Genomic DNA, 333 nt, shown 5'->3' on the forward strand with positions numbered 1-333 from the left:
ATGTCGTCGTAGACGCAGACGGTGCCCTGGGAGCCGGCCGACAGGAGGCGCGAGGCGGGGACCAGGCGGTCGGGGCGGCACTCGCCGAGCGACTTGGCCTTGAAGGTGTTGGTCGCCTTGTCGGTCCAGTACAGATTGCCCGGGAAGGTGTACAGATTGCGGTTATCGCGGTAGCCGTAGTCGGTCCAGTTCTGGGTGCCGAGGTAGCCTTCGCGGTTGCGCAGGTACATCGGATCGCGCGAACGCACGTCGAGCGTGGCGTAGACGTTGAATTTGTTGGCGACGAGGTCGCCGAAGCCGCCGCTGATGGTCGCGCGTTGCTGGCGGCCGTCG

General features: G+C 66.1%; 1 protein-coding gene. It reads right to left on the reverse strand.

The genetic code is table 11. From position 1 onward, the window contains the following. A partial coding sequence (locus tag D0817_RS26990; protein ID WP_202866536.1) for a hypothetical protein occupies window positions 1-333 on the reverse strand: 333 nt, incomplete at both ends.

It is taken from the genome of Flavobacterium cupreum (assembly GCF_003996965.1).
Lineage (GTDB): Bacteria > Bacteroidota > Bacteroidia > Flavobacteriales > Flavobacteriaceae > Flavobacterium > Flavobacterium cupreum.